Below are 1,430 nucleotides of genomic sequence, written 5' to 3'. Positions count from 1 at the left end.
GAGGAGTCTCAATGTTGAAGTCAAGCCGCTTGCGTGGCCGGTGGAGCGGGGGTGAAGACGCGATTGTCACGCAGCAGTGCCCACAACACTGCGACACGACGCCGGGCCAGGGCGATGATGGCTTGGACGTGTTTGAGTCCCTCGCCGCGTTTCTTCAGGTAGAAGTCACGGTTGGGTCCGGGGCGGATGATGCTGGTCTGCGCCGACATGTAGAACACGCGCCGCAGTCGGCGGCTATATCGTTTCGGCCGGTGCATGTTCCCGGTCCTGCGGCCGGAATCGCGGGGGACGGGCACGAGCCCCGCCGCCGAGGCCAGGTGTCCGGCGTCGGTGTATGCGGCCAAATCGCCTGCGGAGACGAGAAATTCGGCGCCGAGGATCGGCCCGATCCCGGGCAGCGACTCGATTACTTCGGCCTGCGGGTGGGTCCGGAACCGGTCCCGGATCTGAGCGTCGAGCCGTTTGAGGCGGTCATCGAGAGCGAGAATCTGCTTGGCCAGGTCGGCGACGATTCCGGCGGCGATGTCTTCGCCGGGCAGCATGGTCTGCTGAGCCCTCGCCGCATCCAGCGCTGTGGCAGCGACCTGGTCGGCGCCGCGGACATTGCGGCGGTCCAGCCAGGCGGTGAGCCGGGTGTGCCCGCAGCGGCGGATCGCGGCCGGTGTCTGGTAGCCCGTCAGCAGCACCAGCGCACCTTTGTGGGCGCTGTAGTCGAACGCGCGTTCCAGCGCGGGGAAGATGCCGGTCAGCACGTCGCGGAGCCGGTTGATCATCCGAACCCGGTCGGCGATCAGATCAGCACGGTGCGCGGTCAGCAAGGCGAGATCGGCGGCCAGCTGGGCCGGCACGTCGATGACCGTGAAATCGCTGCGGTGCCGCGCGGTCTCGGCGATCACATAGGCGTCGCGGGCGTCGGTCTTCGCTTCACCCCGGTAGGCGCCGGCCATCCGGTTGACCGTGCGACCGGGCACATACACCGCCGTCAACCCGTGCGCGGCCAGCAACGCCAGCAGCAACGCCGACGCGGTGCCGGAGATATCGACCGCCCAGTGGACCTCCTCGGCCAGGCTCATGATCTCGCCGATCGCGGTCAGGATCGCGGTCTCGTCGTTATCGATCTTCCTCGACCACAACGTGGCCCCGGTCTCGTCGACCACCGCCGCCCAATGATGGCCTTTACCAGCATCGACACCCGCCCACACCTGGGCTCGCCGATCACTCACTCACCGCTCCTCGTCCTGCGACCAACTACATCGGCCCGCAGAACACCCCGCCGTCATCTCCGTAAACAGCGACCGCCCAAGGCGCGCACATCTCAATCAGCAGTCAGGGCGCCCCGGAGAACCGGACGGCCACTCCTCGTGAGCCACAACAGGCAAGAAACCATCAGCCACATCCGGCCCTCCTGGGCCGCCTAACAACTTACGGAG

The 1,430-nt window shown here is 67.1% G+C and carries 1 protein-coding gene; it reads right to left on the bottom strand.

Annotated elements, in window-relative coordinates:
- Positions 1-20: 20 nt before the first annotated feature.
- The gene (locus ON37_RS26625) at positions 21-1,223 is read right to left on the bottom strand and encodes an IS110 family RNA-guided transposase (protein ID WP_040723177.1); all 1,203 of its coding nucleotides are present in this window, start codon (positions 1,221-1,223) and stop codon (positions 21-23) included.
- Between the last annotated feature and the right edge of the window lie 207 nt (positions 1,224-1,430).

The organism is Nocardia veterana NBRC 100344 (assembly GCF_000308855.1).
GTDB lineage: Bacteria > Actinomycetota > Actinomycetes > Mycobacteriales > Mycobacteriaceae > Nocardia > Nocardia veterana.
Note: the sequence above shows the minus strand (reverse complement) of the source record. Positions and strands in the feature narration are given on the sequence as shown.